Annotated in this window: 18 protein-coding genes, 1 tRNA gene and 1 pseudogene; 11 read left to right on the top strand and 9 right to left on the bottom strand. The window is 67.0% G+C overall.

The genetic code is table 11. The annotated features are described in order from the left end of the window. Together htpG and GQ57_RS11340 are read right to left on the bottom strand one after the other, a co-directional pair. Complete coding sequence (htpG, locus tag GQ57_RS11345; protein WP_031402930.1) at positions 1–1899, bottom strand: molecular chaperone HtpG; 1899 nt, start codon at positions 1897–1899, stop codon at positions 1–3. A gap of 155 nt (positions 1900–2054) precedes the next feature. After that, positions 2055–3512, bottom strand: coding sequence for an aminotransferase-like domain-containing protein (locus GQ57_RS11340; protein ID WP_034197960.1), 1458 nt, complete (start codon positions 3510–3512; stop codon positions 2055–2057). 234 nt (positions 3513–3746) lie between these two features. On the opposite strand from GQ57_RS11340, the gene GQ57_RS11335 reads away from it, so the two are divergent. The 7 genes from GQ57_RS11335 to GQ57_RS11305 all read left to right on the top strand — a co-directional run bounded on the left by GQ57_RS11335 (position 3747) and on the right by GQ57_RS11305 (position 12087). After that, the gene (locus tag GQ57_RS11335) at positions 3747–4433 is read left to right on the top strand and encodes a VOC family protein (protein ID WP_034197920.1); all 687 of its coding nucleotides are present in this window, start codon (positions 3747–3749) and stop codon (positions 4431–4433) included. A 51-nt stretch (positions 4434–4484) separates the two neighbouring features. Further along, complete coding sequence (locus tag GQ57_RS11330) at positions 4485–5393, top strand: DMT family transporter (RefSeq protein ID WP_031402927.1); 909 nt, start codon at positions 4485–4487, stop codon at positions 5391–5393. 152 nt (positions 5394–5545) lie between these two features. Beyond that, complete coding sequence (locus GQ57_RS11325; protein WP_031402926.1) at positions 5546–6727, top strand: aminotransferase-like domain-containing protein; 1182 nt, start codon at positions 5546–5548, stop codon at positions 6725–6727. A gap of 42 nt (positions 6728–6769) precedes the next feature. Continuing rightward, positions 6770–7228 (top strand): RidA family protein, encoded by a 459-nt coding sequence (locus GQ57_RS11320; protein ID WP_031402925.1) that lies wholly within the window; start codon positions 6770–6772, stop codon positions 7226–7228. A gap of 13 nt (positions 7229–7241) precedes the next feature. Then, entirely contained in the window at positions 7242–8123 is an 882-nt protein-coding gene (locus GQ57_RS11315) for a PhzF family phenazine biosynthesis protein (protein WP_031402924.1), read from the top strand. A 218-nt stretch (positions 8124–8341) separates the two neighbouring features. After that, on the top strand, positions 8342–10681 hold the full coding sequence (locus tag GQ57_RS11310; protein ID WP_031402923.1) for a bifunctional diguanylate cyclase/phosphodiesterase: 2340 nt from the start codon (positions 8342–8344) through the stop codon (positions 10679–10681). Between the two features lie 197 nt (positions 10682–10878). Then, positions 10879–12087, top strand: a complete 1209-nt coding sequence (locus tag GQ57_RS11305; RefSeq protein ID WP_031402922.1) for a chromate transporter — start codon at positions 10879–10881, stop codon at positions 12085–12087. A gap of 21 nt (positions 12088–12108) precedes the next feature. Here the strand turns inward: GQ57_RS11305 and GQ57_RS11300 are convergent, their stop codons facing one another. Beyond that, entirely contained in the window at positions 12109–12555 is a 447-nt protein-coding gene (locus GQ57_RS11300; RefSeq protein ID WP_031402921.1) for a multidrug/biocide efflux PACE transporter, read from the bottom strand. Between the two features lie 113 nt (positions 12556–12668). On the opposite strand from GQ57_RS11300, the gene GQ57_RS11295 reads away from it, so the two are divergent. Further along, positions 12669–13553: a LysR family transcriptional regulator gene (locus tag GQ57_RS11295; protein WP_034197919.1), complete on the top strand. Its 885-nt coding sequence runs from the start codon at positions 12669–12671 to the stop codon at positions 13551–13553. A 41-nt stretch (positions 13554–13594) separates the two neighbouring features. Here the strand turns inward: GQ57_RS11295 and GQ57_RS11290 are convergent, their stop codons facing one another. From GQ57_RS11290 to GQ57_RS11270, 5 genes are all read right to left on the bottom strand, one after another. After that, entirely contained in the window at positions 13595–14053 is a 459-nt protein-coding gene (locus tag GQ57_RS11290; RefSeq protein ID WP_031402919.1) for a CopD family protein, read from the bottom strand. A 232-nt stretch (positions 14054–14285) separates the two neighbouring features. After that, positions 14286–16607, bottom strand: coding sequence for a DNA topoisomerase IV subunit A (gene parC / locus GQ57_RS11285; protein WP_034197918.1), 2322 nt, complete (start codon positions 16605–16607; stop codon positions 14286–14288). A gap of 69 nt (positions 16608–16676) precedes the next feature. Next, the gene (locus tag GQ57_RS11280) at positions 16677–18659 is read right to left on the bottom strand and encodes a DNA topoisomerase IV subunit B (protein ID WP_034197917.1); all 1983 of its coding nucleotides are present in this window, start codon (positions 18657–18659) and stop codon (positions 16677–16679) included. Between the two features lie 217 nt (positions 18660–18876). Further along, positions 18877–20826, bottom strand: a complete 1950-nt coding sequence (locus GQ57_RS11275) for an ATP-binding cassette domain-containing protein (protein WP_031402916.1) — start codon at positions 20824–20826, stop codon at positions 18877–18879. Positions 20827–21096: 270 nt separating this feature from the next. Next, the gene (locus tag GQ57_RS11270) at positions 21097–21501 is read right to left on the bottom strand and encodes a DUF4399 domain-containing protein (RefSeq protein WP_031402915.1); all 405 of its coding nucleotides are present in this window, start codon (positions 21499–21501) and stop codon (positions 21097–21099) included. Positions 21502–21702: 201 nt separating this feature from the next. Between GQ57_RS11270 and GQ57_RS11265 the strand changes: the two genes are divergently transcribed. From GQ57_RS11265 to GQ57_RS11255, 3 genes and pseudogenes are all read left to right on the top strand, one after another. After that, positions 21703–21885 (top strand): rubredoxin, encoded by a 183-nt coding sequence (locus GQ57_RS11265; RefSeq protein ID WP_006398668.1) that lies wholly within the window; start codon positions 21703–21705, stop codon positions 21883–21885. 150 nt (positions 21886–22035) lie between these two features. After that, a tRNA-Arg gene (locus GQ57_RS11260) sits at positions 22036–22110 on the top strand. A gap of 148 nt (positions 22111–22258) precedes the next feature. Continuing rightward, a pseudogene (locus GQ57_RS11255) lies at positions 22259–22417 on the top strand (Arm DNA-binding domain-containing protein); the annotation flags it as partial. Positions 22418–22440: 23 nt separating this feature from the next. On the opposite strand, the gene GQ57_RS11250 reads toward GQ57_RS11255, so the two are convergent. After that, positions 22441–23072, bottom strand: a 632-nt coding sequence (locus GQ57_RS11250; protein WP_034197916.1) for an IS3 family transposase, incomplete at its 5' end; no start/stop codon positions are given.

The following is a 23072-nucleotide window of genomic DNA, read 5'->3' as shown; positions in this document are numbered from 1 at the left end:
TCACGCGGCCCGCGACAGCAGCAGCGCGTTGGTCCGCTTCACGAAGCTCGCCGGATCGTCGAGCGTGCCGCCTTCCGCCAGCAGCGCCTGGTCGAACAGCAGGTGGCACCAGTCGCCGAAATCGGCGCTGTCGGCGTTCAACTGCTTCACGAGCGCGTGTTCCGGATTGATCTCGAGGATCGGCTGCATCGCCGGCGCGTTCTGGCCGGCCGCCTTCAGCATCCGCTGCAGGTAGCCGCTCATGTCGTTGTCGTCCGCGACGAGGCACGACGGCGAATCGGTCAGGCGGAACGTCACGCGCACCTCCTTCACCTTGTCGCCGAGCGCTTCCTTCATCTTCTCGACGACGGGCTTGATCGCCTCGCCCGCCTGTTCCTGCGCCTTCTTTTCCTCGTCATTCAGCTCGCCGAGGTCGAGGTCGCCGCGCGCCACGCTCGCGAGCGGCTTGCCGTCGAATTCCTGCAGGAACGACAGCATCCATTCGTCGACGCGATCGGTCAGCAGCAGCACCTCGACGCCCTTCTTGCGGAACACCTCGAGATGCGGGCTGTTCTTCGCGGCCTGCCATGCATCGGCCGTCACGTAGTAGATCTTGCTCTGCTCGGGCTTCATGCGCGACACGTAGTCGGCGAGCGACACGTCCTGCACGTCGGTATCGCCGTGCGTCGACGCGAAGCGCAGCAGCTTCGCGATACGCTCGCGGTTCGCGTGATCCTCGCCGAGGCCTTCCTTCAGCACCTGGCCGAACGCGCCCCAGAAGGTCTTGTACTTCTCCTTGCCGGCATCCTCTTCCGCGTTCGCGAGTTCCTCGAGCATCGACAGCGCGCGCTTCGTCACGCCTTCGCGGATCGCCTTCACGTCGCGGCTTTCCTGCAGGATTTCACGCGATACATTCAGCGGCAGGTCCGCCGAATCGACCACGCCCTTCACGAAACGCAGGTATTGCGGCAGCAACTGCTCGGCGTCGTCCATGATGAACACGCGCTTCACGTACAGCTTCAGGCCGCCGCGGTAGTCGCGGTTCCACAGGTCGAACGGCGCGTGCGCCGGCACGAACAGCAGCTGCGTGTACTCGCTGCGACCCTCGACGCGGTTGTGCGTCCACGTCAGCGGATCCTGGTGGTCGTGCGCGATGTGCTGGTAGAACTGGGTGTACTGCTCGTCGGTGACGTCGCTCTTCGAACGCGTCCACAGCGCGCTCGCCTGGTTGACCGTCTCGTCCTCGTCCTTCAGGACCATCTCGCCCTTTTCCTGATCCCATTCTTCCTTCTGCATCAGGATCGGCAGCGCGATGTGGTCGGAGTACTTCTGGATGATCGACTTCAGGCGGTGCGACGACAGCAGCTCGTCCTCGCCTTCGCGCAGGTGCAGCGTGATCGTCGTGCCGCGCTGCGTGCGCTCGATCGCGTCGATCGTGAAATCGCCCTCGCCCGCGCTTTCCCAGCGCACGGCCTCGCTCGCCGGCAGGCCCGCGCGGCGCGTCTCGACCGTGATCCGGTCCGCGACGATGAAGCCCGAGTAGAAACCGACGCCGAACTGGCCGATCAGCGCCGCATCCTTCTGCTGGTCGCCGGACAGCTTCGTGAAGAATTCCTTGGTGCCCGAACGCGCGATCGTGCCGAGGTTCGCGATCGCCTCGTCGCGGCTCATGCCGATGCCGTTGTCGTCGATCGTGATCGTGCGCGCAGCCTTGTCGTAGGCGATGCGGATGCGCACGTTCGGATCGTTCTCGTACAGCGCGTTGTCGGCGAGCCCTTCGAAACGCAGCTTGTCGGCCGCGTCGGACGCGTTCGACACCAGTTCGCGCAGGAAGATTTCCTTGTTGCTGTAGAGCGAATGAATCATCAGGTGGAGGAGTTGCTTGACCTCTGCCTGAAAGCTCATCGTTTCGTGTGCCATGGATGCTGTTTCCTCTTACTTGAACTTGAAGGGTGTGGCGCAGGCGCCCGCCGGGCGATGCCGGCCCGGCGAAGGACGACCGCCTGGCGCAAGCGGTTTGCGCGCGTATCTGGGGACCGCGCGCGCGATTTCAAGGGCCGGCGCGCCGCGCCGCGTCACGACGCGCGCCGCATGGCCGAGTCGATATAGCGCGACAGCAGGCCCGGCAGCGCCGGATCGCCGCAGTTCGCGACGTTGAAGCGCATCCACGTGGACGGCGATTGCTGCGGCGAGAACAGGCTGCCGGGGGTGAGCAGGAAGCCGGCCTCGTGCGCGACCGCCGCGAGCGCATCCGAATCGACGCCCGTGTCGGCCCACAGGAACATCCCGGCCGCCGGCATCGTGAAGAGCCCGAGCCCCGTGCGCTCGAGCATCCGGGCAGTCTTGTCGCGCACGCCGTCGAGCCGCGCGCGCAGCCGCTCGACGTGGCGCCGGTAATGTCCCTCGGTCAGGATCTTGTAGAGCACGCGCTCGTTGAGCTCGGGCGTCGTCATCCCGACCAGCATCTTCTGGTCGGTGACCGCCTTCGCGATCTCCGGCGCGCACGCGACATAGCCGACCCGCAGGTTGGCGGCCAGCGTCTTCGAATAGCTGCCGAGGTAGATCACGCGCTTCAACTGGTCGAGGCTCGCGAGGCGCGTGGCCGCATAGCTCGGCGGACACAGGTCGCCGTACACGTCGTCCTCGACGACGAGGAAGTCGTATGCCTCGGCGAGCTTCAGGATCCGGAACGCCTGCGCCGCCGACAGCGACGTGCCGGTCGGGTTCTGCAGCACCGAGTTGATCACGAGCATCTTCGGCCGCCACATCTGCACGAGCGTTTCGAGCGCGTCGAGATCGGGGCCGTCCGGCGTGTACGGCATCCCGACGAGTTGCGCGCCCTGCGCGGCAAAGCGGCCGAACATCTGGAACCACGCCGGATCGCCGACGATCACCGCGTCGCCCGGCTGCACGTAGATCCGCGAGATCAGGTCGATCGCCTGCGTGATGCCCGATACCAGCACGATCTGCTCGGGCTTCGCGCCGATCTCGACTTCGGCGAGGCGCGTCTGCAGTTGCTGGCGCAGCGGCAGGAAGCCCTGCGCGGTGCCGAAGCCGAGCATCTGCGCGCCGGCCTGGCGCCCGAGCGCGCGCAGCGCGCCGGTAATCAGTTCGCCGTCGAGCCAGCGGCCCGGCAGGTAGCCGAGACCGGGCCCCTTTTCCGGGCTGACGGTATGCAGCATGTTGCGCAGCAGCCAGACGACGTCGATCGTGTTGTGCACGGGCGCGGCCTCGGCCACGCGCGCCACGTTGTCGGTCGGCTGCGGGCCGGCCGTGCGCTCGCGTACGTAGAAACCCGAGCCGCGCCGCGAATCGAGGTAGCCCTGCGCGACGAGGCGCTCGTACGCCTCGACGACGGTGAAGCGCGACACGCTCTTGTCGAGCGCGAGCTTGCGGATCGACGGCATCCGCATGCCGGGACGGAACACGCGTTCGTCGATGCGCCGCCGCGCCCACTGGACGAGCTGGTCGACGAGCGTGAGCGTGGCCGTATCGTGCGGCGCGGGAATCTGGGCGAGTGGGACGGTGGACATGAGCGGCGGCTCCAACACAACTGTACCGAAGGCTATCGCGTCGATTGTACCGTTACTGTGCCGGTATCGACGATTACAGTTGACCGAAATGGCGACCGTGCGGCCGCCGTTCCGGCCCGCCGCATCGGGCGCCGCGTCCGCCCGCCAGGGTCGCGGCCGGTACGCCGGCCGGCCCGGCAGCCAACCGGCGCGTCACCCGCCCACCATGACACTTTCGCTTCCCGACCGACGTTCATGCCAGCCCGCTCCCTGACCCTCGACCATCTCGTGATCGCCGCGCGCACGCTCGACGACGGTGTACGCCATGTCGCCGGCGCGCTCGGCATCGAGCCGGCCGGCGGCGGCCGGCATCCGCTGATGCGGACCCACAATGCGCTGTTCGGCGTATGGGGCGGGCTCTACCTCGAAGTGATCGCGATCGACCCCGACGCGCCCGCGCCGGACGACGCGCCGCCGCGTGCGCGGCTGTTCGGCCTCGACGATCCTGCGATGCACGCGCGGCTCGCGCAGGGCCCGTTTCTCGCGCACTGGGTCGCCCGCGTCGACCGCCCGCGCCAGCTGGCGCTGTGGCAGAGCCAGTATCCGGCCCGCATCCCGCCCATCGTCGCGATGCGGCGCGGCGACCTGGGCTGGGGCCTGTCGGTGCCCGACGACGGCGCGTTCCCCGCGTGGCAGGGAGCCGGCGACGGCCTCGTGCCGTCGCTGATCCAGTGGGACGGCCCGCGCCACCCGGCCGATGCGCTGCCGCACGACGGCGTCGCGCTGAAAACGCTCAAGGGCGCCCATCCGCAGGCGGACCTCGTCCGCGCACAGCTCGACTGGCTCGGCGCCGCCCACCTGCTCGACCTCGAATCCGCCGACGGCCCGCCCGTGCTCGTCGCCGAATTCGACACGCCGCAGGGCGCGCGCACGCTGCGCTGAGCGGCCCGCCGCCCCGACGATAACAACGGCCAATACGGAGACGCCCACGACATGAATTCACGCGAAACACGCGGCATGCTGCTCGGCCTGATCGGCGTGATGATCTTCAGCCTGACGCTGCCGATGACGCGCATCGTCGTGTCCGAACTCAATCCGCTGCTCAACGGGCTCGGCCGCGCGCTCGCCGCCTCGGTGCCGGCCGCGCTGCTGCTGTGGTGGCGCCGCGAGCGGCCGCCGACCCGCGCGCAACTGAAAAGCCTCGCGATCACGTCGGCCGGCGTGATCATTGCGTATCCCGTCTTCTCCGCCTGGTCGATGAAAACCGTGCCGGCCGCGCACGGCGCGGTCGTCAACGGGCTGCAGCCGCTGTTCGTCGCGCTGTACGCGGCGTGGCTGTCGCACGAGCGGCCATCGAGGGCGTTCTGGATCAGCGCGGTGGCCGGCAGCGCGCTGGTGATCGCGTTCGCGCTGCGCGACGGCGGCGGCACCGTGCAGGCCGGCGACGCGCTGATGCTCGTCGCGGTCGGCATCGGCGCGCTCGGCTATGCGGAAGGCGCCCGCCTCGCGCGCCAGATCGGCGGCTGGCAGGTGATCTGCTGGGCGCTCGTCGTGTCCGCGCCGTTCCTCGTGCTGCCGGTGGGCTGGCTTGCGTGGCAGCAGCACGTCATGCATCCGGGCCCGCTCGCGCCGCGCACGTGGCTCGCGTTCGGCTACGTGACCCTCTTTTCGCAATTCATCGGCTTTTTCGCGTGGTATGCGGGGCTCGCGATGGGCGGCACCGCCCGCGTCGGCCAGGTGCAATTGCTGCAGATTTTCTTCACGATCGCCTTTTCCGCGCTGCTATTCGGCGAAACGGTCACGTCGTCCACGTGGCTGTTCGCGATCGCCGTGATCGCCACCGTGATGCTCGGGCGCCGCGCGGCAGTCGCCACTGCCGCGCGCCCGGCTCGCGCCGGCTGAACAGGTGCGCCATAATGGCTGCTTTGCCTGAACGGTTTTGCCCACCCGGCCGCGAAGGTTCGACCGCGCTCGCGCTTGCCCACCCGGCAGCGTCGAAGCAGTCCGCCCGAACGACCTTTCTTGACTGACCACGATACCCGAACGAGGAGACTATGAATCCGAGCGACCTGCACCCGCCGCACTGGCAACTTTCCGAACGCGCCCGCAAGCTGACGAGCTCTGCGATCCGCGAGATCCTGAAGGTCACGGAGCGCCCCGAGGTCATCTCGTTCGCCGGCGGCCTGCCCGCCCCCGCGACGTTCCCGGCCGAGCGCATGCGCGCCGCCGCCGACCGCGTGCTGCGCGACGCGCCGGCCGCCGCGCTCCAGTACAGCGCGACCGAAGGCTACCTGCCGCTGCGCGAATGGATCGCCGAGCGCTACAGCGTGCGCGTGTCGCAGGTGCTGATCACGACCGGCTCGCAGCAGGCGCTCGACCTGCTCGGCAAGGCGCTCGTCGATCCGGGCAGCCCGGTCCTCGTCGAGACCCCGACCTACCTCGGCGCGCTGCAATCGTTCTCGCTGTACGAGCCGCGCTACGTGCAGGTGCCGACCGACGAGCAGGGCCTGCTGCCGGACGGCCTCACGCCCGAACTCACGCAAGGCGCGCGCCTGCTGTACGCGCAGCCGAACTTCCAGAACCCGACCGGCCGCCGCCTGCCCGTCGAGCGCCGCCGCGCGCTCGCCGCGTTCGCGCAGTCGAGCCCGTTCCCGGTGCTGGAGGACGATCCATACGGCGCGCTGAACTACCGCGGCGAGCCGCTGCCGACGATGCTGTCGATGGCGCCCGACCACATCGTGCACCTCGGCACGTTCTCGAAGGTGCTCGCGCCGGGCCTGCGGATCGGCTACATCATCGCGCCCGAGGAACTCCACTTCAAGCTCGTGCAGGCCAAGCAGGCCACCGACCTGCACACGCCGACGCTCACGCAGCGCATCGCGCACGAAGTGATCAAGGACGGCTTCCTCGACGAGCACATCCCGACGATCCGCGAGCTGTACAGCGCGCAGTGCGACGCGATGCTCGGCGCGCTCGAACGCCACATGCCGGAAGGCGTCACCTGGAACCGCCCGGAAGGCGGGATGTTCATCTGGGTGAACCTGCCCGCGCAAATCGACAGCATGAAGCTGCTCGCCGCGGCCGTCGACAACCATGTCGCCTTCGTGCCGGGCGCGCCGTTCTTCGCGGACAACGCCCAGCAGAACACGCTGCGCCTGTCGTTCGTGACGGTGCCGCCCGAGAAGATCGAGGAAGGCGTGGCGCGCCTCGGCAAGCTGCTGCGCGAGCGCCTCTGATCCCCTTTTTCCTGTCACGACTCTCTACGAGGAACCGAATACATGGCTAACGTCTACGACAAGCTGAAGTCGCTCGGCATCGAGCTCCCGACCGCCGGCGCACCGGCCGCCGCCTACGTGATGAGCGCGCAAAGCGGCAACACGGTCTACCTGTCGGGCCACATCGCGAAGAAGGACGGCAAGGTCTGGGCCGGCAAGCTCGGCGCGGATCTGCAGACGGAAGACGGCAAGGCGGCCGCACGCTCGATCGCGATCGACCTGCTCGCGACGCTGCACGCGCATACGGGCGACCTGAACAAGGTCACGCGCATCGTCAAGCTGATGAGCCTCGTCAACTCGACGCTCGACTTCACCGAACAGCACCTCGTGACGAACGGCGCGTCGGAGCTGATCGCGGAAGTGTTCGGCGACGCCGGCAAGCACGCACGCTCGGCATTCGGTGTCGCGCAGATCCCGCTCGGCGCGTGCGTCGAGATCGAGCTGATCGCCGAAGTTGCGTAACGGGCCCTCCGTGATGTCCAGCCGCCTGGTCCGCTTCAAGCAGGTCGACGTGTTTACGTCGGTGCCGTTCAAGGGCAATCCGCTCGCCGTGATATTCGACGCCGATTCGCTCGGCGACGACGAGATGCTCGAGATCGCCCGCTGGACGAACCTGTCGGAAACGACGTTCGTCTGCACGCCGACCGATCCGGAAGCCGACTACCGCGTACGGATCCTCACGCCGGCCGGCGAACTGCCGTTCGCCGGCCACCCGACGCTCGGCACCGCGCATGCGTTCCTCGAAAGCGGCGCGCGGCCGCGCACGCCGGGCCGGCTGATCCAGCAGTGCGGGGTCGGGCTGGTGACGCTGCGCGAGCAGGCCGACGGCTGGGCGTTCGCCACGCCGCCGGCACGCGTCACGCCGCTCGAGCGATCGGACTACGCGGCACTGGCGGCCGCGTTGCGCAGCGATGCGATCGACTTCGACGCCGAGCCGTGCGCGGTGGACAACGGCGCGCCGTGGCTGGTCGTGCGGCTGAAGTCGGCCGACGCGTGCATCGGCCTGTCGCCCGACCCGGCCGCGCTGGAGGCGATCACGCGCCGCTACGGCATGGACGGCCTCGCGGCCTATGCGCCGCACGCCGAAGGCGGTCCCGCGACGTTCGAAATCCGCTGCCTGATGACGGGCGGCAACTTCGGCTTCGGCGAGGATCCCGTCACCGGCAGCGCGAACGCCGCCGTGGCCGGGCTGCTGACGCGCCAGGGGCGCCGCCCCGGCCAGTCGTATACGGCCCGCCAGGGCACGGCGATCAGCCGCGACGGCCGCATCTTCGTCAGCTACGACGAAGACGGCACGACGTGGATCGGCGGCCAGACCGTCACGGTCGTCGACGGCACGTTCCGGGCGCCTGCCTGACATTTCGCGATGTGCGATGGCGCCGGCCCCGCCGGCGCCCCCCCCGATTTGCCCAACTATCGCAAAAGCGCGCCAGCCAGTAATATCGGGCCTAATCCGTTGTTTCGGAGGTCTGTCCATGGTTGCGCGTCCCGCGAACGAACAGACGTCGGGACAACCCCTACCCTAGCAGGCCATCCCGACGGATGGCGCACGCGAGCAGGACGCCGCCCGTTTCAATGAGCTCCGCCCGGTCCAACCACACGCCGCCGCCCCGACCGCTGCGCACACCGCGCAAGTCGCGCCGGCGTGCGCTATTCGCGATCCCGCTACTCGGGATGCTGGCGCTCGCGCTGCTGTGGGCCGTGATCATCGCGCGCCTGTCGGTGGAAAAGGACAGCGCCTACAAGGAAGCCGCGGCCTCCGCGGCGATCCTGTCGTCCGCGCTCGAGCAGCATACGGTCAAGGCGATCCACCAGGTCGACCAGATCACCCGCTTCGTCAAGTTCGAATTCGAGAAGTCGCCCGCGCACTTCAATCTCGCGGGCGCCGTCGAGAAAGGCGTGGTGCCCAGCGACACGCTGATCCAGGTGTCGCTCGTCAACGCGAAGGGCATCCTGTTCGCGAACACGGCCGAGCTCCATCCGCAGCCGATCAACCTGTCCGATCGCGAGCACTTCAAGGTCCACCTCGCCAACAACGACGACCGGCTTTTCATCAGCAAGCCGGTGCTCGGCCGCGTGTCGAGCCACTGGACGCTGCAGATGACGCGGCGCCTGAACAACCCGGACGGCAGCTTCGCGGGCATCGTCGTCGTGTCGGAAGACCCGAGCTATTTCACGAACGACTTCTACAACAACGCGGCGATCGGCAAGGAAGGCGTGATCGCGGTCGTGTCCGACACCGGCGCCGTGCTCGCGCGGCGCACGGGTTCGCTCAGCAACGCGCCGGGCGCGTTTTCCGCGTCCGGCGTGTACCCGATCGCCGAACGCGTGACGGGCACGATCATCGACCCGATCGACGGCCTCACGCGCATCGTGTCGTACCGCCACCTCGACGGCTACCCGCTCGCGGTGATGGTCGGGCTGTCGCAGACGGAAGAATTTGCGGACTACTACCATACGCGCAACGTCTACCTGCTGATGACGAGCTTCATCACGCTGGCGATGCTCGCGTTCTTCGGTGTCGCGACGGGCCTGATCGGCAAGCTGCTCGGCCGTGAGCGCGAGATGACCCAGCTCGCCGAATACGACCTGCTCACCGGCCTCGCGAACCGCTACGCGACGCTGCGCGGGCTGCGCAACGACGTGTCGATGCCGGCGAGCCTGTCGCGGCTCGGGCTGCTGTTCATCGACCTCGACAACTTCAAGACCGTCAACGACACGCTCGGCCACAACGCCGGCGACATCGTGCTGCAGATGACCGCGTCGCGCCTGTCCGATGCGGTCGGCGACGAAGGCTCGCTCGCGCGCATCGGCGGCGACGAGTTCGTCGTCGTGATGAAGGGCGACGACGTCGAGCGCCGCGCGGTACGGCTCGCCGAAGCGATCATCCGGATGTTCGGCGAACCGTTCGACGTGCGCGGCAGCTCGTTCGTCCTGCATGCGAGCATCGGCATCGCGCTGCACACCGTCGCGAACGAAAGCGAGATCGACCTGCTGAAGAAGGCCGACCTCGCGATGTACAGCGCGAAGGACGCCGGCAAGAACTGCTACCAGTTCTATGCGCCGCACCTGTCGCACCGGGCCGACCACCTGATGCGCTGGGAACAGCAATTGCGCGTCGCGCTCGCGGAAGGGCAACTGTTCCTCGCGTACCAGCCGAAGATCGACCTCACGCACCGCACCATCACCGGCTTCGAGGCGCTCGCGCGCTGGGATCACCCCGAGCACGGGATCATCTCCGCGAACGAATTCATTTCGATCGCCGAATCGACCGGCCTGATCGTGCCGATCGGCGATTTCGTGATCCGCACCGCGTGCGAGCAGATCGCACGCTGGCGCGACGAGGGCCACGACGCGCTGACGCTTGCGATCAACATCTCGCCCGTGCAGTTCTGGCGCGGCGACCTGATCGAGACGATCTCGCGCACGCTGCAGGACACCGGCATCGACGCGAGCCGGCTCGAACTCGAGATCACCGAAACCGCGATGATGGAGTACCCGGAGCTCGTGTCCGAGAAAATCGTCGCGCTGAAGAAGCTCGGCATCCGGATCGCGCTCGACGATTTCGGCACCGGCTATTCGTCGCTGTCGTACCTGCACCGCTTCTCCGTCGATACGCTGAAGGTCGACCGCTCGTTCGTGCAGGCGATTCCGAACGATCGCAGCGTGTGCGTGATGGTGTCGTCGATCGTGCATCTCGCGCGCTCGCTCGGGCTGACCGTCGTCGTCGAAGGCACGGAAACCGAGGAACAGATCACGTGGCTCGCCGCGCTCGGAGAGATCGAGGCGCAAGGCTTCCTGTTCTCGCGACCGGTGCCCGCCGACGCGATTCCCGCACTGATCGCGCGCTTCGGCGTACGCGGCGCCCCGCCGAACGTGATCGCGCACCGCGCGACGGGCAGCACCGGCGCGTGAGCGCAACGCGTCCGCGGCGGGCGTTGCGCGCCGCCGCAATTGTTTCGTTTTCCGATCCGATCGTTTAGTTCATGACCTAGCGTTTTCGCGCATGGCAGCGCCATGGGGCGCGGTGGACAATCGGGAGGCCCAGGGTGTCGGCGGGCCGCCGGCGCCGCTATCTGCGAGAGATCTGGCCCCGCGCCAACCTCACCATCATGACGACCGCCGAAATCGATGCGACCGCCGAGGTCGAGCAGGCACAGGCGTCCCTGTGGGACCTGTTCAAGGTCGTGGCCAGCATTTCCGCGGTGTCGTGGGGCGGGCTCTCGATGATGGCGCAGCTCGAACGCCACTACGTGGAGCGGCTGCGGCGCATCGAGCCGAGCGTGTTCGGCGATCTCGTCGCGCTCGCCTGGCTCGTGCCGGGCCCCGTGGGCTGCAACGTCGCGATACAGGTCGGACGAATACTGCACGGCCGCGCCGGTGCGTGGGTCGCCGGCATCGCGAGCGTTCTGCCGTTCTCCATACTGATGACGCTGTTCGCGGTCTTCTATCGCACGCCGTTCGTGCGCTCGCTGGCCGCGCCGATGCTGATCAATCATTTCGGGATGGTGCTCGCCGCGCTGATCGGCGTCACGTGGGTCAAGCAGCTGCGCTCGCTCGCGCGCACACGGCTCGAGCAACTGATCGCCGCGCTGTCGACGATTCTGCTCGCTTTCGCGCATAGTCCCGCCGCGTTCGTCGGGATTCTCTTCGCCGCGTTTGCAGCAGGCTGGCTGACAGGGCCGCCGCAACGCGACGCGGTCGATTTCACGCTGTCGCACCGCGACCGCAACCTGCTCGTGCTGCTCGGCGTGCTCGTCACGCTGTTCGCGGTTCCGCTGTCCGGCGATTACCAGGCGGCGCTGCTGTGGCCGCGCCTCGCAGGCGCCGGCATGACGCTGTTCGGCGGCGGCTTTTCCGCGCTGCCCGTGCTGAAGACGCTGTTCGTCTCGCCGGCAACCGGCATCTCCGATCGCGACTTCACCCTCGCATTCGCGCTGTCGCCCGTGGCGCCGGGGCCGCTGCTGAACGTCGTACCGTTCCTCGGCTACCTGACCGACGGCTGGGTCGGCGCGCTGCTCGCGACGGCCGCGCTGTTCATCCCGTCGGGCTGCCTCGTCGTGTTCGCGCAAACCCACCTGTTCCGGCTCAAGCGCCATTCGCGCTTCGAGCACGGGATGCGCCTGCTGCGCGCGGCGACGACCGGCTTTCTCGTCGTCGCCGTCGTGAGGATCCTGCATCGCGAACCGGCCGACGCCGTCTACTGGCTGACGGGCGCCTTCGCGACGCTGTGTTTCGCGCGCTTCAAGGTGCCCGTCTATGCCGTCTACGGCGCGGTCGCGATCGTGTGCGGCGTGTGGCTGTGGGCCGCCGCGCGCTGACCGGCGGCGGCCGCCTCTTCCTCAGCCTGCCTGCATTGCGACCCGGCGCGCGATCCAGCGGGCGCGCAGCGCGTCGTACGCAAGGTTGAAGCCGAACGTGTAAGGCAGGAAGAACAGCACGATGCCGAGGTCGAGCAGCAGCGCTTCGACCAGGCTCACGTTCAACCACCACGCGGCAAGCGGCACCACCATCGCGACGAGGCCGAGCTCGAAGACGACCGCATGCGCGATCCGCATGCCCAGCGTGCGCGTCAGCCCCGCACGACGCTCGAAGCGATCGAACAGCGTGTTGAACGCCATGTTCCACGCCATTGCGATCAGCGACACCATCACCGTCAGCACGCCGACGTGCGACACCGGCATGTCGAGCAGCCACGCGCCGATCGGCGCGCAGAGCGCGATCGCGACCAGTTCGAACGTCAGCGCATGCAGCAGCCGTTCCGTCACCGTTTTGTTGACCTGTTTCATGATTCCCTCCGATTCGTGTGCTTCGTTCATGTCGGCCATTTTGATCGGCACAACCGTATGAATCCAGTTTGATATCATCGGTTTTACCGATATGACACTGCCCGGAGCATCGCATGCGCCACGCCCCCGAAGCCCTGCTCGCATTCGCCGAAGCCGCGCTGCTCGGTTCGTTCACGGCCGCCGCGCGCAAGCTCGGCAAGCGTCAGTCGACCGTGTCGGAAGCGATCGCGAACCTCGAGATCGATCTCGGCGTGCAGTTGTTCGACCGCTCGACCCGCGCGCCGACGCTGACCGAGGCCGGGCGCGCGCTGCTGCCGCAGGTCCAGCGCGCGCTCGAGGCGGGCGCGGCGATCGACCGCACGGCCGCGCGGCTCGCGCGCGGCGAGGAAGCGCGGCTGACGCTCGTCGTGTCCGACACGTACCAGTCGAAGCATTACGAGGAAACCATGATGGCGCTCGAGCGGCGCTTTCCGGCGCTCGAGCTCGAATGCCAGATTGCCGAACACGAGGACGTGCTCGACCTGATCCAGCAGGGGCGCGCGCAGCTCGGGCTGATGGCCGCGCGGGCGGCCTACCCCGCCGATATCGGCGCGGCGACGATCGCGGAGGAATCGGAGATCGGGCTGTTCGTCGGACGCACGCACGCGCTCGCCGCGTACGGCGACGCCGAAGTGCCGCACGCCGCATTGCGCGACGTGCGCGAACTGCGCCTCAATACGTATGTGAAAACGGAGGGCCGCGGCGCCGGCGACCGGATCGTCGTCGGCACCCAGCGCTGGCTGGCGCCGAGCTACCTGATGCTGCTGGAGATGGCCGTGCTGGGGTTCGGCTGGGCCGAGCTGCCGCGCTGGATGGTCGACCACTTCGCGCAAGATCGCCTGTGCGAACTGCGTGCGCGCGGCTGGCCGCGCCGCGTGCGGGTCGATGCGGTATGGTCGCGCAACCGGCCGCTCGGCCCGGCCGGCTCATGGCTGCTCGACGCGATGCTGGCCGCGTAGCGGCGCTTGCCGATGCGACGACGGGCGCCGCCGCCGGGCAATCAGAAGCCGCGCGACAGCACGGCCGCGCCGATCGTGACGACCCCGAGCACGAGGTTGACGACAACGAGCAGGCGCACGGCGTTCACCGCGCGCGCGCCGTCCGGCCACTTCTGCGCCTGCACCGCCCGGCGGATGCGCGGGAACAGCGCGAAGCGGATGTGCCCGAAGATCAGCATCATCACGACGCCGAGCCCGGCCATCGCGTGCAGCGACCACGTCGCGTGCGCGCCGCCGAATTCCATCAGCAGGAAGCCGCCCGACAGCAGGATCACGATCACGGCGCCCGATACCCAGTTGAAGAACCGGCCGAACACGCCTTCGATCAACGGCAGCCGAAGCTGCGGCGACAGATCCGACAGCGCCGGACGCAGGCAGAAGTTCGCGAAGACCATCCCGCCCACCCACACGGCAACGGCCAGCAGATGAAGAAACAACGCGACGGCGACAGCATGGGACATGACGACAATCCTGAGATGGGTTGGATACGGCGAACGGCCGCGTCGCACGCGGCATCGAGCGACGTTCGACCGGCCGGCTGCCGCGCGGTTCAGACCCCAGGCGCGATTTCACACTATTTTGCAAGTTTCGCGTGACAGCGCCACGCTTGCTTACCCGAATCTCCCGCCCCGAAGAAACGAAAAGGCCGCACTTCCGCTGAAGCGGGAGTGCGGCCTTCGATCGCGCCGGATGTCAGCCGAGCAGCGGACGCAGCTCGTTGACGACCTTCAGCTTCGTCTCCGGCGTGCGGCCCTTGCGGGCGCGCTTGCCGACGTGCGGCGCAAGCCCCGCATACGACAGCGTCTCGTCCTGCGCCTTGCCGCCTCGGCCTGTGCCGATCAGCACCACGCCCGCCGGATCGATCGCGAGCGCCTGCACGAGCGTCTCCTTGTCGTCGAGCGCCAGCAGGATCACACCGCGGCCGCCGCCGGACAGCGTCTTCATCTCGTCCATCCCGAACACCAGCAGCCGGCCGCCGCTCGACAGGCACGCGACCTGCGTCGCGTTCGGCAGCACCGGCATCGGCGCGAGCGGCGACGCACCCGCGTCGATCGTCATGAACGCCTTGCCGGCCTTCACGCGGCTGACCATGTCGCCGACCTTCGCGAGGAAGCCGAAACCGTTGCTCGACGCGAGCAGCAGTTGCTGGTCGACCGGCGCCGCATAGTAGTGCATCAGGTGCGAGCCCGATTCGAGCTCGATCAGCGACGTGACCGGCACGCCGTCGCCGCGCCCGCCCGGCAGCACCGACACGTCGACCGAATACACGCGGCCGCTGCTGCCCCAGGCGATCAGGCGGTCCGGCGTGCGGCACTGGAACGCCGCGTACAGGCTGTCGCCGGCCTTGAACGAGAAGCCTGCCGGATCGAGCCCGTGGCCCTTCAGCGCACGCACCCAGCCCTTCTGCGACACGACGACCGTCACCGGCTCGTCAACCACCTTCGCCTCGAAGGTCGCGCGCTTTTCCTGCTGGATCAGCGTGCGGCGCTCGTCGCCGTACTGCTTCGCGTCGGCCTCGATCTCCTTGATCATCAGCCGCTTCATCGCGCTTTCGTTCGCGAGCAGTTCCTCGAGCTTCGCCTTCTCGTCGCGCAGCGCCTCGAGTTCCTTCTCGATCTTGATCTTCTCGAGCCGCGCGAGCTGGCGCAGCCGGATTTCGAGGATGTCCTCGGCTTGGCGGTCGGTGAGCCCGAACGCGCTCATCAGCGCGGCCTTCGGCTCGTCCGACTCGCGGATGATGCGGATCACCTCGTCGATGTTCAGGAAGACGATCATCCGCCCTTCGAGGATATGGATGCGATCGTCCACCTTCGCGAGACGATGGCGGCAACGGCGCGTCATCGTCAGCTGGCGGAACTTCACCCATTCGTCGAGGATCGTCAGCAGGCCCTTCTGGCCCGGCCGGCCGTCGGCGCCGATCATCACGAGGTTCAGCGTCGCGTTCGATTCGAGGCTCGTGTACGCGAGCAGCGTGTTCACGAATTCCGTCTGGTCGATCGTGCGCGACTTCGGCTCGAACACGAGCCGCACCGCCGCTTCCTTGCCCGACTCGTCGCGCACCGCGTCGAGCAGGTCGAGCATCGCCTTCTTCGTGTTGAGCTGCTCGGGCGTCAGCGTCTTCTTGCCGAGCTTGAGCTTCGGGTTCGTCAGTTCCTCGATTTCCTCGAGCACCTTCTGGCCCGACGTGCTCGGCGGCAGCTCGGTGACGACGAGCTGCCACTGGCCGCGCGCGAGATCCTCGATCTTCCAGCGCGCGCGCACCTTCAGGCTGCCGCGGCCCGTTTCGTAGGCCGCCGCGATTTCCGTGTCGCTCGAGATGATCTGGCCGCCGCCCGGGAAATCCGGGCCGGGGATCAGGTTCATCAGCTCCGCGTGCGAAAGCTTCGGATTGCGGATCAGCGAGACCGCCGCAGCCGCGACTTCGCGCAGGTTGTGCGACGGGATTTCGGTGGCGAGGCCGACCGCAATGCCCGACGCGCCGTTCAGCAGCACGAACGGCATGCGGCTCGGCAGCGTCTTCGGCTCCTCGAACGAGCCGTCGTAGTTCGGCATGAAATCGACCGTGCCCTGGTCGATCTCGTCGAGCAGCAGCTTCGCGATCGGCGTGAGGCGCGCTTCGGTGTACCGCATCGCCGCCGCGCCATCGCCGTCGCGCGAGCCGAAGTTGCCCTGCCCGTCGATCAGCGGGTAGCGCAGCGAGAAATCCTGCGCGAGACGCACCAGCGCGTCGTACGCCGACTGGTCGCCGTGCGGGTGGTATTTACCGAGCACGTCGCCGACCACGCGCGCCGACTTCACCGGCTTCGCGTCCGGGCCGAGGCCCATTTCGTTCATCGCGAAGAGAATCCGGCGCTGCACCGGCTTCTGGCCGTCGCACACGTCGGGCAGCGCGCGGCTCTTCACGACGCTGACCGCGTAGCTGAGATACGCCTGCTCCGCGTAGTTGCCGAGCGTCAGCGCGTCGCTCTCGGGCGCGTCGGGGCCCGCAAAGAGATCGGAAGTGTTGTCGTCCATCTGAATTCCGTATTCGTAAGTGGCGTAAGGCCGGGCCGGGCGTCTTGCCCGGCCGCGCAGGTGCTCGGCTTAGATGTCCGCTTCGACGTCGTTGCCCTTTTCCTCGAGCCAGCCGCGTCGCGCGGCTGCCTCGCCCTTGCCCATCAGCATCGTCATGCGCGCGACGGTCGCCTCGTAATCGAGCTCGCCGAGCTTCACCGGCATCAAGCGGCGCGTGTCGGGGTTCATCGTCGTGTCCCACAGCTGCTCGGCGCTCATTTCGCCCAGACCCTTGAAGCGGCTGATGCTCCATTGGGTCTCGCGCACGCCGTCCTTGCGCAGCTTGTCGAGGATTGCTTCCAGTTCGCCGTCGTCGAGCGCATAGAGCTTCTGCGCGGCCTTCTTGCCGCGCGCCGGCGCGTCGACGCGAAACAGCGGCGGCCGCGCGACACACACGTGGCCGCGCTCGATCAGTTGCGGGAAATGCTTGAAGAACAGCGTGAGCAGCAGCACCTGGATGTGCGAACCGTCGACGTCCGCGTCCGACAGGATGCAGATCTTGCCGTAGCGCAGGTTCGACAGGTCGACGCTTTCATCGGGGCTGTGCGGATCGACGCCGATCGCGACCGAGATGTCGTGCACCTCGTTGTTCGCGAACAGGCGGTCGCGCTCGGTTTCCCACGTGTTCAGCACCTTGCCGCGCAGCGGCAGGATCGCCTGGTATTCCTTGTCGCGGCCCATCTTCGCGGAGCCGCCCGCCGAATCGCCCTCGACGAGGAACAGTTCGTTGCGCGCGATATCTTCCGTCTCGCAGTCGGTCAGCTTGCCGGGCAGCACCGCGACGCCCGAGCTCTTGCGCTTCTCGACCTTCTGGCCCGCGCGCGTGCGCGCCTGCGCCTGCTTGATCACGAGTTCGGCGAGCTTCTTGCCGTGCTCGACGTGCTGGTTCAGCCACAGCTCCAGTGCGGGACGCGAGAACGACGACACCAGCTTCACCGCGTCGCGGCTGTTCAGGCGTTCCTTGATCTGCCCCTGGAACTGCGGATCGAGCACCTTCGCGGACAGCACGAACGACACGCGCGCGAACACGTCTTCCGCGAGCAGCTTCACGCCCTTCGGCTGCAGGTTGTGCAGTTCGACAAAGCTTTTCACCGCCTGGTAGAGACCGTCGCGCAGGCCGGATTCATGCGTGCCGCCGGCCGGCGTCGGGATCAGGTTCACGTACGACTCGCGCACGAGCGAGCCTTCCTCGCTCCATGCGACGACCCACGACGCGCCCTCGCCTTCGGCGAAGGTGTCGTCGCCCGAACGCGAATCGGCGAAACGCTCGCCTTCGAACAGCGGGATCAGCAGCTCGCTGCCGTTCATTTCGTCGAGCAGGTAGCCGCGCAGGCCGTCTTCATACTTCCATGTCTGGCGCTCGCCCGACTTCTCGTTGACGAGCACGACCTCGACGCCCGGCAGCAGCACGGCCTTCGAGCGCAGCAGGCGCTGCAGCTCGCCGAGCGGCAGGTTCGGCGAATCGAAGTACTTCGGATTCGGCCACACCTGCACGCGCGTGCCCGACTTCTTCTCGCCGCGGCCCGCGCCCTGCGTCGCCAGCGGCTTCACGACATCGCCGTCGGCGAAGCCGAGCGCCGCGATCTTGCCGTCGCGCCAGACCGTCACGTCGAGACGCGTCGCGAGTGCGTTCGTCACCGACACGCCGACGCCGTGCAGGCCGCCGGAGAACGTGTAGGCGCCGCCTGCGGCCTTGTCGAACTTGCCGCCCGCGTGCAGGCGCGTGAATACGATCTCGACGACCGGCACACCCTCTTCCGGGTGCATGCCGAACGGGATGCCGCGACCGTCGTCCTCGACCGAGACCGACTGGTCCGCGTGCAGCGTGACCGTGATCTGCTTGCCGTAGCCGCCGAGCGCCTCGTCGGACGCGTTGTCGATGACTTCCTGGATGATGTGCAGCGGATTCTCGGTACGGGTGTACATGCCGGGGCGCTGCTTGACCGGCTCGAGACCCTTGAGCACCTTGATCGATGCTTCGCTATAGGCCGCGCTGGGTTTCTTCGTTGACATAGGCGCTGAATTTCGTCATTCATCGGGACATTGTCCACACCTCGTGTGGATAACGTCGTGGACAAAACGTTGAGTTCCGTAAAAAAGCGAATCGAAACAACGGTGTGCTTGGACTGCTCCGAAAGCGGGCGCGCAGCATGCGCTGCGCTGCCCGGGACGCGCGGTATTTTACTGGTTCCGCGTGGCGCGCCAATCGCGGGATTGCGCGCCCTGTGCATTACGCCGGCTTACGCTTCGCCTCGAGCGTTTCCCACCGTTCGAGCGCGGCGAGCAATTCGTCGTCGATCGCCGCGAACCGTTCGGTCAGGCGCGTCCCCTCCTGCGGGTCCTTCGCGAAGATCGACCCGTCTTCGAGCCGGGCGTTGATGGTTTTCTGCTCCTCTTCGAGCGCGGCGATCTTCTCCGGCAGCGAATCGAGTTCGCGCTGCTCGTTGAACGACAGCTTCACCGTGCGCTGCGCGTTGCGGCCCGCGGCGCTTTTCGCCGGTTCTTCCTTGACGGGTGCCGCCTCGCTGACCGCGCGCTTCGCGGCTTCCTGCTGTGCGAGCTGATCCGCGCGCGCGCTCTGGATCTGCCAGTCGCTGAAGCCGCCGACATATTCGCGCCACTTGCCGTCGCCCTCGGCGGCGATCACCGACGTCACGACGTTGTCGAGGAACGCGCGATCGTGGCTGACGAGCAGCACCGTGCCGTCGTAGTCGGCCAGCAGTTCCTCGAGCAGTTCGAGCGTCTGGATGTCGAGGTCGTTGGTCGGTTCGTCGAGCACCAGCACGTTGGCCGGCCGCGCGAACAGGCGCGCGAGCAGCAGCCGGTTGCGCTCGCCGCCCGACAGCGACTTCACCGGCGAACGCGCGCGTTCCGGCGCGAACAGGAAATCGCCGAGGTAGCTCATCACATGCTTGCGCACGCCGCCGATCTCGACCCATTCGCTGCCGGGGCTGATCGTATCCGCGAGGCTCTTTTCCTGGTCGAGCTGCGCGCGCATCTGGTCGAAATAGGCGACCTGCAGGTTGGTGCCGATGCGCACCGTGCCTTCGTCGGGCTTCAGTTCGCCGAGAATCAGCTTGAGCAGCGTCGTCTTGCCGGCGCCGTTCGGGCCGATGAAGCCGATCTTGTCGCCGCGCATCACCGTCGTCGAGAAGCGATCGACAACCGTGCGGCCGCCGTAGCGCTTCGTCACGTCGGTCAGCTCCGCGACGATCTTGCCGGACTTCTCGCCCTGCGCGACATCCAGCTTCACGTTGCCCAGCGTGTTGCGGCGCTCCGCGCGCTCATTGCGCATCTGCACGAGCCGCGCGATGCGGCCGACGCTGCGCGTGCGGCGCGCTTCGACCCCCTTGCGGATCCACACTTCTTCCTGCGCGAGCAGCTTGTCGAACTTCTCGTTTTCCACGCGCTCGATTTCGAGCTGCTGCGCCTTGCGCGTCTGGTACGCGGAGAAATTGCCCGGGTACGACAGCAGCCGACCGCGATCGAGGTCGACGATGCGCGTCGCGACGCGGTCGAGGAACGCGCGATCGTGCGTGATGAACAGCAGGCCCGCGCGCTGCGCAACCAGCAGTTCTTCCAGCCAGCGGATGCCGTCGAAGTCGAGGTGGTTGGTCGGTTCGTCGAGCAGCAGCACGTCGGGCTGCAACACCAGCGCGCGCGCCAGCGCGACACGCTTCTGCATCCCGCCCGACAAGGCATCGACGGGCGCATCGACGTCCGCCAGGCCGATCTGCGCAAGCGTCATCGATACGCGCGTGCGCCAACTCCACGCGTCGTGCGCGTCGAGCGACGACTGCAGTGTGTTCATCCGCGCGAGCAGCGCATCGTGTTCGGCGCCTTCGGGGATATCCGCGAGACGGTGCGCGATCGAATCGTATTCTTCGAGCAGTTCGCGCGTGTGCGCGAGCCCCGACGCGACTGCATCGAACACCGTCGCGCCCGGCTCGAATTCGGGCTCCTGCGGCACATAGACGGTCACGAGTTCCTGCTGGCGCGTAACCAGCCCGTCGTCGGGCTTCGCGAGCCCGGCGACGATCTTCAGCAGCGACGACTTGCCCGCGCCGTTGCGGCCGATCAGGCCGACGCGCTCGCCAGCTTCCAGCGAGAAATCCGCGTGATCGAGCAACGCGACGTGACCGAACGCGAGTTGCGCGCCGGTGATGGAATAGAGCGACATGGGGAGACGGCGAAGAGAGAAATCGGAAGCGCCCATTGTACCGGGCGCGGACATCGGGACCGGCATGGCTGAACGGCCTAGTGTGGCAAACGGGCCGGATCGCGCCCTGGAGGGCGTGCCGGCGGCGTCCGTCACCGCGTCGGTGGGTGCGCGGGCGCAGCGGATGTGCGCGGCTTCGGGCAGCGGTTCCTGCGGCGAAACGGCCGACCGGCGATCCCGCGCCGGGCGCCTCGGGCGCCCGCACGCGGCACGCGCGATTGCCGCGTGCGATTACTTCACGTTGATCGTGATCGTCGAGCTCATTTCCGGACCGTACGAACGGTGCGCGCCGTCGCCGAACTGCAGCGTCAGCGTATGCTGGCCCGGCGGCAGCGTCACGTCGGTTTCGGTCTGGGCCTTGCCGAAGTGCAGCGAATGATCGGTGGCCGGGATCACGACGCCCTTCGGCACCGGCTGGCTGTCGATCAGCAGATGATGGTGCCCCGTATCCGGCGTCATGTCGCCGGCCGGCTTAAGTGCCATGCCTTCCAGACCGAACTTCACGTGCACCGGGCTCGAAACCGTCGCGCCGTCCTGCGGTTCGACGAAGAACACGCGCGCTTCGGCGTGCGCCACCGTCGACATGGCCAGCGCCGCGACACAGGCCACACCCGCGATCCACTTTTTGTTGAGCATCGTTTCCTCCTTCAGATTGACAGGCTCACGAAGCATACACTGCATGCCCGCCGGGCGCGATGGCGCTCGTTGTTCGCGATGCGCACGTTTAAAACGACGTTGCGTAGGCGTTCGGCGAAATTCCGGTACCATTGCGCCTTTCGTCCGCCGGACAGGCCGCGGGCGGCATCACCGAGTTTCCATCATTACCCCGAGCGCCACATGAGCGAAGTAACCGAATACCAGAGCTGGGTCTGCCTGATTTGCGGGTGGGTCTACAACGAAGCGGAAGGGCTGCCCGACGAAGGCATCGCGCCCGGCACCCGGTTCGCGGACATTCCCGCCGACTGGCGCTGCCCGCTGTGCGACGTGGGCAAGGAAGATTTCGTCGTCGTCGATTTCTGATTTTCCGATCGCGGCGGACTGCCGTCGATCGCACGATATGCACGGCGGTGCGGATTCCGCCCGCCGATGCGCCACGCGTTTGCTATACTCTGCGCGCTGTCCACATCGCCGTCCGGTTCGCGTTTGTCGCGCGAGCGCCCGGACACGGCTCTCCCCGTAGTTCAATGGATAGAACAAGCGCCTCCTAAGCGCTAGATACAGGTTCGATTCCTGTCGGGGGGACCAGCCAAGCCCCAAACCTCCCCCAAGATTCACAAGAAACGCCCCGCTCACGCCCGTCTGGCGGCCTTCTAGCTCCCATCGTTACTCAAGGTTGCTCAGTGACAGCCGGAGAAAGTGTTGGTATTTTTGTTGGTATCAGCAGATACCAACAATGCCTCTCACTGACATACAGGTGCGGAACGCGAAGGCCAGCGCGGCACCATACAAACTGACGGACGGCAACGGGATGTTCTTGCTCGTCCAACCGAACGGCGCGAAGTACTGGCGCTTGTCGTACCGATTCCTTGGCAAGCAGAAAACGCTCGTGATCCGCTTGGGTTTCCCGGACCAGATCTAGAGCGAGTTTTCCGGCGTTTCGGGTCTGGTTGAACCCGGCAAAGGCACCAGTTGACGGGCGAATTCAGCTGGTGCCAACTCTTTAAGAGCAGAGTGAGGACGGCTCTCGTTGTAATCCCGGCGCCAGGCCTCGACGATCGCTTTGGCTTCGCCCAGCGTTTCGAACCAATGTAGGTTCAAGCACTCGTCGCGGAATGATCCGTTAAACGTCTCAATGTGGCAATTGTCCGTCGGCTTACCGGGCCTGCTGAAGTCGATTTTTGCTCGGTAGTGGTACGCCCACATATCGAGCAGCCGCCCGGAAAATTCGCTGCCATTGTCGACAAACAGATACCGCGGGGCGCCGTGCCGAGCGGCGATCCGGCTCAATGCAGACACCACGTGTTCGCCTTTCAAGCGTTGCCCGACTTCGATCGCCAACGCCTCCTTCGTGAACACATCCACGATCGTCAAAGTGCGAAATTTCGAGCCATCAGCAAGCTGGTCAGCCACAAAATCCATACTCCAAGCGTCGTTTGGCCTGACCGGCACGATCTTCGCCACGCGCGTCACCACCATCTTTCGTCGCTTCGGCAATTTCGAGCGCAACTGCAGCTGCTCTTCGCAATACAACCGGTATATGAAATTTA

The organism is Burkholderia sp. MSh2 (assembly GCF_000731655.1).
Lineage (GTDB): Bacteria > Pseudomonadota > Gammaproteobacteria > Burkholderiales > Burkholderiaceae > Burkholderia > Burkholderia paludis.
The sequence above is the reverse complement of the archived record's forward strand: the minus strand, read 5'-3'. Positions and strand labels throughout refer to the sequence as shown.

Bases quoted from the DNA above. Each gene is read 5' to 3' on its own strand.
- htpG (WP_031402930.1), bottom strand. From the start codon at position 1,899: ATGGCACACGAAACGATGAGCTTTCAGGCAGAGGTCAAGCAACTCCTC.
- GQ57_RS11340 (WP_034197960.1), bottom strand. From the start codon at position 3,512: ATGTCCACCGTCCCACTCGCCCAGATTCCCGCGCCGCACGATACGGCC.
- GQ57_RS11335 (WP_034197920.1), top strand. From the start codon at position 3,747: ATGCCAGCCCGCTCCCTGACCCTCGACCATCTCGTGATCGCCGCGCGC.
- GQ57_RS11330 (WP_031402927.1), top strand. From the start codon at position 4,485: ATGAATTCACGCGAAACACGCGGCATGCTGCTCGGCCTGATCGGCGTG.
- GQ57_RS11325 (WP_031402926.1), top strand. From the start codon at position 5,546: ATGAATCCGAGCGACCTGCACCCGCCGCACTGGCAACTTTCCGAACGC.
- GQ57_RS11320 (WP_031402925.1), top strand. From the start codon at position 6,770: ATGGCTAACGTCTACGACAAGCTGAAGTCGCTCGGCATCGAGCTCCCG.
- GQ57_RS11315 (WP_031402924.1), top strand. From the start codon at position 7,242: ATGTCCAGCCGCCTGGTCCGCTTCAAGCAGGTCGACGTGTTTACGTCG.
- GQ57_RS11310 (WP_031402923.1), top strand. From the start codon at position 8,342: ATGAGCTCCGCCCGGTCCAACCACACGCCGCCGCCCCGACCGCTGCGC.
- GQ57_RS11305 (WP_031402922.1), top strand. From the start codon at position 10,879: ATGACGACCGCCGAAATCGATGCGACCGCCGAGGTCGAGCAGGCACAG.
- GQ57_RS11300 (WP_031402921.1), bottom strand. From the start codon at position 12,555: ATGAAACAGGTCAACAAAACGGTGACGGAACGGCTGCTGCATGCGCTG.
- GQ57_RS11295 (WP_034197919.1), top strand. From the start codon at position 12,669: ATGCGCCACGCCCCCGAAGCCCTGCTCGCATTCGCCGAAGCCGCGCTG.
- GQ57_RS11290 (WP_031402919.1), bottom strand. From the start codon at position 14,053: ATGTCCCATGCTGTCGCCGTCGCGTTGTTTCTTCATCTGCTGGCCGTT.
- parC (WP_034197918.1), bottom strand. From the start codon at position 16,607: ATGGACGACAACACTTCCGATCTCTTTGCGGGCCCCGACGCGCCCGAG.
- GQ57_RS11280 (WP_034197917.1), bottom strand. From the start codon at position 18,659: ATGTCAACGAAGAAACCCAGCGCGGCCTATAGCGAAGCATCGATCAAG.
- GQ57_RS11275 (WP_031402916.1), bottom strand. From the start codon at position 20,826: ATGTCGCTCTATTCCATCACCGGCGCGCAACTCGCGTTCGGTCACGTC.
- GQ57_RS11270 (WP_031402915.1), bottom strand. From the start codon at position 21,501: ATGCTCAACAAAAAGTGGATCGCGGGTGTGGCCTGTGTCGCGGCGCTG.
- GQ57_RS11265 (WP_006398668.1), top strand. From the start codon at position 21,703: ATGAGCGAAGTAACCGAATACCAGAGCTGGGTCTGCCTGATTTGCGGG.